8 protein-coding genes and 1 pseudogene are annotated in these 8,270 nt (G+C 43.9%); all 9 read right to left on the reverse strand.

Annotated features, from left to right (window positions below; translation table 11 throughout):
• Positions 1–120: 120 nt before the first annotated feature.
• Complete coding sequence (locus PHR02_RS12110) at positions 121–819, reverse strand: cytochrome b/b6 domain-containing protein (protein ID WP_299992386.1); 699 nt, start codon at positions 817–819, stop codon at positions 121–123.
• Between the two features lie 10 nt (positions 820–829).
• A complete protein-coding gene (locus PHR02_RS12115) occupies positions 830–2,605 on the reverse strand; it encodes a nickel-dependent hydrogenase large subunit (protein ID WP_299992388.1) in 1,776 nt (591 codons plus the stop codon).
• Positions 2,598–3,836, reverse strand: a complete 1,239-nt coding sequence (locus PHR02_RS12120) for a hydrogenase small subunit (RefSeq protein ID WP_299992390.1) — start codon at positions 3,834–3,836, stop codon at positions 2,598–2,600. The genes PHR02_RS12115 and PHR02_RS12120 overlap by 8 nt, the downstream gene beginning before the upstream one ends.
• 141 nt (positions 3,837–3,977) lie before the next feature.
• Positions 3,978–4,589 carry a pentapeptide repeat-containing protein gene (locus PHR02_RS12125; protein WP_299992392.1) on the reverse strand — a complete coding sequence of 204 codons (612 nt, stop codon included), beginning with the start codon at positions 4,587–4,589 and terminating at the stop codon, positions 3,978–3,980.
• An 11-nt stretch (positions 4,590–4,600) separates the two neighbouring features.
• The gene (locus tag PHR02_RS12130) at positions 4,601–5,590 is read right to left on the reverse strand and encodes a DUF4062 domain-containing protein (RefSeq protein ID WP_299992394.1); all 990 of its coding nucleotides are present in this window, start codon (positions 5,588–5,590) and stop codon (positions 4,601–4,603) included.
• A 19-nt stretch (positions 5,591–5,609) separates the two neighbouring features.
• The gene (locus PHR02_RS12135) at positions 5,610–5,807 is read right to left on the reverse strand and encodes a hypothetical protein (protein ID WP_299992396.1); all 198 of its coding nucleotides are present in this window, start codon (positions 5,805–5,807) and stop codon (positions 5,610–5,612) included.
• Positions 5,808–5,832: 25 nt separating this feature from the next.
• The gene (locus PHR02_RS12140) at positions 5,833–6,657 is read right to left on the reverse strand and encodes a BRO family protein (RefSeq protein ID WP_299992397.1); all 825 of its coding nucleotides are present in this window, start codon (positions 6,655–6,657) and stop codon (positions 5,833–5,835) included.
• A gap of 76 nt (positions 6,658–6,733) precedes the next feature.
• Complete coding sequence (locus PHR02_RS12145; RefSeq protein WP_299992398.1) at positions 6,734–8,029, reverse strand: nickel-dependent hydrogenase large subunit; 1,296 nt, start codon at positions 8,027–8,029, stop codon at positions 6,734–6,736.
• Positions 8,016–8,270, reverse strand: a pseudogene (locus PHR02_RS12150) (hydrogenase); the annotation flags it as partial. The gene PHR02_RS12145 and the pseudogene PHR02_RS12150, both read right to left, overlap by 14 nt.

An 8,270-nucleotide genomic window follows, 5' to 3' on the forward strand; every position in this document is an offset into this window, starting at 1 on the left:
GGTTGTGTAAATGAGGTCATCACCTCTAATGCGAATGCCATAGCCGTCCTTTGCTCTCTTTACTCACCCTCTTCAAAAGAGAGTGAGTAAAAAGAGTCACGGACAAATGTCCGTGAGCTTTTATTCTTTGACGAATTTCGACCCGCCGATAACGATAGCGATATCTGCCTCTTTCCAGAAAATGGTTCTCCAGATTTGGTAATAGATATGAAATACTACCCAACAAATAATCCACCACATCGTCGTATGATGAGAAATGCGAACATCCATCAATGTTCCACCCGTAACCGGAATCGTCCAGTCAGTAACCAGATGAAGCATCCACGGCCACCATGCTCCAATAGAGCTGATTCCTGAACCCAATCCGTGTACATACAACTGTAGCCCTGTGAAAAGCATCCAAATGAGGAGTATATGAAAAATCGTAAAATAGACGGTATTGAAACTGTCCGCATGAGATGAATCAAACTCTTTTTTACGGTTGAGTGTTATTAGATTCACTAATACTGCACCAAATTCACTCACATTTTTACTGTTAGGAATAAGCTTTTTATACGGCTTTTCAAAACGGCTGAAAAAATATAAATAAGCAATTATGACTGACGTAACATCAAAAATAATCGCAATAATAAAGTGCCCGTAACGGTTCCATGCCATCACGTATTTGTCCACTGCCGGGTCGGCAATAAACGTTTGATAATACGGATGACCGATGTAAAGCCCTGTCGCAATCGCCCCGATCATACAAATCGCATTCACCCAGTGGATAATGCGCATTGCGGGTGTCATACGTTTGACTTGTTTGTACCCCTGTTTCATGATTGTCTCCTTAGATACTGCAAGAGGTATCTACTTTGTAAACAGCAAGCTCTTTACCTTTGGTATCGACAACGTGAACCGCACAAGCGATACAAGGGTCAAAACTATGAATCGTACGGATGATCTCCAACGGTTGTTCAGGGTTGGCAACTTTCGTCCCGATCAAACTCGCTTCATACGCACCCATCCGATTTTTGTGATCACGCGGAGCCGCATTCCATGTGGATGGAACGATTGCTTGGTAGTTCGCTACTTTTCCACCCTCAATACGTACCCAGTGACCGAGTGCTCCACGCGGAGCTTCTGCCATCCCGCGACCTTTTGCGCTCACACTCACTGCATCAAAATCAAATTCCGTCCATGTACTCTTATCACCGGCAAGAACGTTTTTAGCCAGTTCATCAATCCATTCCACCATAACATCCGACATCAATTCTGTCTCGATAGCACGCGCCGCCGTACGTCCAATCGTACTAAAGAGAACGGTTACAGGGAGATTTCCTCGTGTCAAGAAGTTCGTTACGTATTTTGTAATACGCGCGTCTTTTGCCGCCACACCGATAACCATACGAGCCAATGGTCCCACTTCAACGCGAGCATCGTTATAGATCGGTGATTTGATCCAGCTGTATTTCTCTTTGGTTTTGAGATAGGCATCTCCGTTTTCACGACGATCAAGTCCGGTATATTCAGGGATTGTTTCCCCCTCATACGGATGGAGAGGTTTATCTCCTTTATACCAGGCATGGGTCACGTCTTCCATGATTTTTTCTTCATCCAACGGAAGTACTTTAGAGATGTCTCCACCCATCACGACCCCTTTAGGAAAGAGAAGTGCTGATTTATAGAATCCGGTATCATCGAGACGGAAATCGCCGTAACTCATAAAGTTAAGTAATCCGCCGCCAGTTCCGCCGACCCCTTTGCCGCCGACAAGCTCGCTGAACGTCGCTTTAGAATCGGTCGCTTCACCCGCATACATCGTTCCTGCCATATAGACATCTGGGAGATAAGCTTGTTTGACAAATTTTGTCCCCTCTAGCAGAAGGGATTTAAAGAGTGCCAAACGTGCCGGATTTTGAATATCCTGAACACACGTTACCCCGCCGACAACGATCGATTGAGGATGCGGATTTTTACCGCCGAGGATAGCCTGCATTTTTGCCATATCACGTTGAACATCAAGTGCTATGAGATAATGGGCTACGCCTATCAAGTTTTGTTCCGGTGTCAATTTATAGTGGGGATTGCCCCAATAGCCGTTTCCGAAAATACCCAAACGACCTTGTTTTACAAACTTTGCAACACGATCTTGGATCTCTTTAAATTGGCTTTCCCCATCAATAAACGGACTTACACCCGCAACACCTGCCCATTTACGTGCTTCTGCCGCTGTTTTAGCCGGATCAGCTGAGAGAGCTGAGACCACATCGACGAAATCGAGGGCATGAAGGTGATAAAAATGAACGACGTGGTCATGAACATACAGCGCACCTTGAATCAGGTTGCGAACCAAACGAGCATTTTTCGGGATAGTGATTTTGAACGCATCCTCTACCGCTTCGATAGAGCGCTGATAGTGAGTACCGGTACAAACACCGCAGATACGCATCGCCAAAAGTCCGCAGTCGCGTGGATCACGCCCTTGCAAAATCGTTTCAATACCACGGAACATCGTTGATGCACTGTATGCATCTACAATCGTGTTATTATCATCAATGACCGCTTCGATACGCAAATGTCCTTCGATACGGGTAATAGGGTCAACTACTATATGCTTACTCATGGCTCTCTCCTGATTTTTCTCGTTTACCGGCTACGGTACTGGCTGCGGCATGGATCGCAATACCGATCCCCGCTGCGGTCAACAAGCCCAAACCGAATTCATCAACGGTTTTTTCAACACCACCCGTAGGTGCTTTAATCTTAGCATCCGCCATAGGACGCTCATGCGCGTATTTATCCCAAAAATCAGGCTCAGAACACCCGATACATCCACGTCCTACCCCAATAGGCCAGTTCACTGCTTCGTTGTAGCGAACGATGGAACAGTTATTAAACGTCATTGGTCCTTTACAACCCATTTTGTAAAGACAGAAGTTGTTTTGTGCTGCTGTATCGCCCCACTCTTCAACGTATTCACCCGCATCGAAATGGGCACGACGTTCGCAGTTATCGTGGATACGGTAACCAAATGCAAATTTAGGACGGAGAAGTGAATCGAGTTCAGGAACTTGTCCCGTCAAGACGTAATGTAAAATTACTCCGACCATGTTGGCAGGGTTCGCAGGACAGGCTGGGATATTGATAAGCGGTTTGTTTTTTACCACATCCATAACACCGACAGCACCCGTAGGATTTGGAGAAGCGGCAGGGATACCGCCAAACGTTGCACAGCTTCCGACCGCGATTACCGCAGCCGCATTTTCGGCACAGCGGAGGAGGTGATCATGGAACGTCTCACCTTTGATTCCGATAGTCCCATACTGGCCGTCCATACCCATAGGGATTGAACCCTCTACGAAAAGGAGGTATTTACCTTTGAAATGTTCCATCGCTTCATCAAGCTGTTTTTCTGCTTGATGCCCTGACGCCGCTTGAAGCGTTTCATGGAATTCGAGGGAGATGATGTCGAGGACAATCTCATCGATTTTCGGTCCGTCTGAGCGCAAAAGGGCTTCGGAGTTACCCGCACAGTCTTGCAGTTCCAACCAAATAACAGGAGCGCGATTCATCAACAACGCCGCGTCCGCAACGAGCGGTGTGAACATCGGAGGAAGCATCAACATCGCTGTCGTTGCACTCGCCCATTTCATAAACTCACGTCTATCTATACCGTTATCTTCGAGCAAGTCGGCAAAATCGAGCTTATTAGCCGGCTGATTTGCGCGCATCTCATTCAAACGCGCCTCACATTTGTCGAACAAGTCTTGATAATACGTATCACCCTTGTTCGTTTCGACGCGCGAACTTTTCGAAGTGAACAGCTTTTTAACCGCTTCTACTCTATCGGACATAATCCCCTCCTCAAATAATTAATGAACAATCATTCAGTATTGTATGTCTGAATAACTTAAACGAATATTTAAAAAGTAAAATTTAATTTAAAAAGATATTTTGTTATTTAATTTTAGGACTAGGGAGTAAAAAAGACCATTTTAATCGACCAGCACGATCCCCATCGATTCGAGCAAAAACAGTGCCTCATAGCGGTTAAAAATCGCCCCCTTGAGATGGTTGGAGCGTACATCGATAGAGGTGTTGGAGGAGTCGGTAAAGTTGGCACCTTCGAGGTGGGTGTTTCCGAACAAAGCCCCTTTAAAATCGCTCAAACTAAAGTCTGCTTTTTGAAACGACCCATTGCGAAAATCAACCTCTTTAGCTCGGCATTCTTTCATTATCAATCCCTCTAAACTCAAACCGAAAAAATTGCTATCATTGAGGATACACTCACGAAAATGCAAGGGATCGGCATTGAGTAAACTCTTCCAATCCGCCATCGTCCAATCAATCCCGATCATCTTGCACGAGACAAACTCGACATCGCTCATTTTGCTGCTGGTGAGTTTCATCAGGCTCAGATTGCAGTTTTCGAAACGGCATTCGGTAAATTTGCAAGAGGAGAAAAAGGTCTCGCTAAAATCGCAGGAGACGAAAGTACAGTCATCGAATTCGGCTTTGGTGATCTTTTTGCCGTGCAGATCAACGCCAACGAATTTCTCGGCGAATACGTCCATGTTGTCGGTGATGTGGCTAAGGGTGGGAATCATACTGATAAGCTTTATACTTTGCCACTTGGTATAGTTCGAAGCTCCAACATCAATTTCTCTCCTGCAGGAGTAAACGACCAAAAAAGTCCCATTCCATCTTCTATACTTTTAGAATAGTTTATATTTACTAGCCCCATTGCTTTTAATTGTATTGAAATTGTTTGGAAATCTTGATCATCTAAACTTGGTGATGTATATCCACTAAAAAGTGATTTTTGTAGAGTAGATTTTACACTACTATCATTTGGATGTTTTGTAAGATATGGAGAAATACACCAAAAAATATTACGCCAAGTTGACTTAGTTGAAATTCTCTTCTCTTGCTTGAATCCAGCGCTTCCAGACAGATACTTGCCATGTAGTTCAATTTCTTCATCAAGACCAGCAAGATTGTCAACAGCAACAATGGGTTCAGTTGACAATTCTTTTATAGTTGCTTGTAACTGGGCATTTTGTTTTCTTAATTCATTAATTTCACCAAGAATATCTTCACTTGCAACTTTATTTGCACGAATCCATCCTATAGCAGGAGACATCTTAATAGTTTTTGAGAGACTTAACGACACAAGCCCTGGAAGTTCTTCAGCCGTTTTCCAAAATTTTACTAATCTATTCATTGCAACTGTATCTCTAAAACGCTGTAATTGTTCTCGAAGAATCGGATCTTTTTCTGACTTTCCAAGTGGTATTTCATCTGGGTTTTCATGCAATAATGCAATTACTTTAATACCACGAGAGACGGCATAATCATATTCAAGTTCGGTATAACTAATACCTGCTTCCGTAGTAGAACCGTATCTTCCACCGATAATCAATAAATAATAGTCACAATCATCAATAATTCGCTTAATAAATTCGAATTGTTCTTCATCTGTTGCAGGGAATAATTCCATGCCTGCTGGTATACAATCAAGTTCCATAACAGTCTGAATTACACTTTTTCGCTCTTCTTTTAAATCTGCATATGTAGAGCTGATAAATACTTGATAGCGTTTATCCATAATTTTTTCCCTCTTAAATTTATTTATAAATCTCTTCGTACTCTTTCGGAACTTTTGAGGTAATTTCACCGTCTGGCATTTGAAAATACGGCACTCCGTCTCGGCTATAAACATTCGGTACACCGTTAGCAAGGCTCCGCTTTTGTGCCTCTTTGATCGCTTTTTTTCCGATTTTCAATATCATGTCACGGAATTTGTAATTTTCGATTGTCTTCATTGTAATCCTCCCACAAAAGTTATTTTCATTCATCTGTATTTTTCGCTTTTAATAGTTTTTGTGCATTCTGTGATGTGACAATTTTTTTACCCGTCTGTTTTTCTATCGCTTGACGTGTATTTCCTGCAATCGTTCCCCCTTTTAAAGCAACTTTTTTATGCTCCGTTATATCTGTAGGGTTTGTCTCTTTTGATATTTCCGTCGTTGTTGCCTCAGCTAACATATTCAGTACTAGTTCAAGATTACTCATGTTATCGCGTAAATTTTCTTTTTTGAGTCCTTTGAAATCTTTGTATGCTTTCGTCGTGTGCCCACTCCATGCTTTTGTAATAATATTCGTAAGCATCGCAAAATCTTTTGCATCACTTACCCCTTTTTCTTCCCATTCATCCGTCAGTTCTTTTCTGACTTCTATACTTTTTAGGCGTTGGTTAATCCACTCTTTTGAGTACCCTAATTCCATATAGTCTTGCATGGCTCTATCGATAGATAATTGAGGATCTTGCATAGCTTCTATTCGCTCATAACCTACTTTAGCTAACCACATTTTAAAAGGTTCCGTATTAGGTGAGGGGATAGATTGTACAAGTCTTAAAATTTGTTCCGTTGTAGCAACATCAGTAAGCCTTAATTTACCATCACTCGCCTGTAATTTCAACTGGCTACAATTTGTAGCCAGTTCGCTTCCTTCATTACCAAGCCTTACTTTTAACACACTCCAATATTTTCTCGGATTTCCACTTTGCGTTAAAACTGCAACCACATCAATGATACTAAAATACCAAACTTCTCGATCATTATCCCAATGGCTTCGTATCTTATGGGTATTAAAAAGCTGTATTTTGTCCATTGACTGCCCTCACACATTTTTATTAATATACTGAAAAAACTACTTAAGCCTAATTTTTATGACATTTTGCAATCTTTTAATGCGTCGTACACACCGAGCAGACATCAAAAGTGCGGAAAATCAATGATGCTTTAGCTATCGATTCCGCTCCGATCATCGCTTTTTGCGCCACACCGAGATTCGATGATGTTCCGTTTCCGAGATTCCACTGCGTCGGGGTGATGATCGAATATGATACTATTTTACCCCTCTCAATTCGGGCACGGTGGATCAGCGATCCGCGCGGTGCTTCGAGTATCCCTACCCCAGAGCCGCTGATATTCTCGATGTGAGAGGGAGGGATAAATGAGGGTTGCGAGAGATCGAGGGATGTTAGCAATGAGCGAACATGAGCGATCAAAGTCACCATCTCATCGATACGAGCACTCAGCCGTGTCATGGCACTGTCTCCATAGTGATTATAAAGTGATGTGATCCCCTGACGCTTGGTGATTAAAGCACGTGCGAGTGGTCCGCTCTCGTAAAATTCTCCGTTGTAGAGGGCATTTTTGGCATAGGTTTTACCCCCTTCGGCAAACGTCTGCGAACTATCTTCACTCACCAGAGCGATATCGGAGGTATTGCGTTCACCGTTTACCATTACCCCCCCATTCTCTCCCAAAACCAAAAATCGATCGTGGCTTTTTCCCGCATCGAGAATTCCTAAACGTTCAAACTGACGCAAAAGAGTTCCAACATCTCCTTCCAACACACGGTGCGAATCACCTCGCAGATGAAGCTCGAACTTCTCTAGCGGGCATCCCAAAACCTCTTTGGCAACAAAATTCTCTACCTCGCTGAGGATTTTAAGAGCTTGCATCACCTCGATATGGGTTGGATCACACGTCACACCGCCGGGGATCGCATAAGAGCTGTGGGGCCACTGCCCGCTGAAAAGGGCACAGAGTTGGTTGATTTGTGACGAGGCGTAAAGCGCTTTCAGAGCAACGTTAGGCTCTTTTCCTAAGAGCTTTCCGCTCTCATGGAGCATGACGAGATAGAGCCATTTTATATGATTTTGGATCAGTTCACACGATAAGGTAATTTCACGGATCGCATGGGCTTTTGGGGTGATCGTAAGAGAAAATCCCGCATCGATATAGGCATTCTCGATCATGCGAGCGGCAGCGATAAGATGGGAGTGTCCGCAGATACCGCAGACGCGCGGAGCGATGACGAGAGCATCGAGGGCATTGCGCCCCTCCAAAATAGCCTCCATCCCCCGAAAATGCAAGAATCGTATATCCGCTTCTTGGACGATTCCCCCCTTATCGGTTTTAAAATCGAGTACCGCTTCCCCCTCGATCCGCTCGATCAGTTCATGCGTTATCATCGATCAATTTCCCCTCAAGCCGTTTAATATGAAACGATTTCGCCGCCCCTGCGAGCGCGAGATAGCTCCGCTTCGGGATTCCCAGTGGCATCTCTGCGGGAATCGACATATAGGTTTTAGTCGTGAAAAGTTCACGTCTCGGATATGAGGGCTCGGTGCATCCGACGCACGGTGTTCCGGCGCGGGTTTTGGAGCTCACTTCGTTCCAGAGTATCTTGTTACAACTGCCGTGGGTAAAGGG

Source organism: Sulfuricurvum sp. (genome assembly GCF_028688295.1).
Classification (GTDB): domain Bacteria; phylum Campylobacterota; class Campylobacteria; order Campylobacterales; family Sulfurimonadaceae; genus Sulfuricurvum.

Bases quoted from the DNA above. Each gene is read 5' to 3' on its own strand.
- PHR02_RS12110 (WP_299992386.1), bottom strand. From the start codon at position 819: ATGAAACAGGGGTACAAACAAGTCAAACGTATGACACCCGCAATGCGC.
- PHR02_RS12115 (WP_299992388.1), bottom strand. From the start codon at position 2,605: ATGAGTAAGCATATAGTAGTTGACCCTATTACCCGTATCGAAGGACAT.
- PHR02_RS12120 (WP_299992390.1), bottom strand. From the start codon at position 3,836: ATGTCCGATAGAGTAGAAGCGGTTAAAAAGCTGTTCACTTCGAAAAGT.
- PHR02_RS12125 (WP_299992392.1), bottom strand. From the start codon at position 4,589: ATGATTCCCACCCTTAGCCACATCACCGACAACATGGACGTATTCGCC.
- PHR02_RS12130 (WP_299992394.1), bottom strand. From the start codon at position 5,590: ATGGATAAACGCTATCAAGTATTTATCAGCTCTACATATGCAGATTTA.
- PHR02_RS12135 (WP_299992396.1), bottom strand. From the start codon at position 5,807: ATGAAGACAATCGAAAATTACAAATTCCGTGACATGATATTGAAAATC.
- PHR02_RS12140 (WP_299992397.1), bottom strand. From the start codon at position 6,657: ATGGACAAAATACAGCTTTTTAATACCCATAAGATACGAAGCCATTGG.
- PHR02_RS12145 (WP_299992398.1), bottom strand. From the start codon at position 8,029: ATGATAACGCATGAACTGATCGAGCGGATCGAGGGGGAAGCGGTACTC.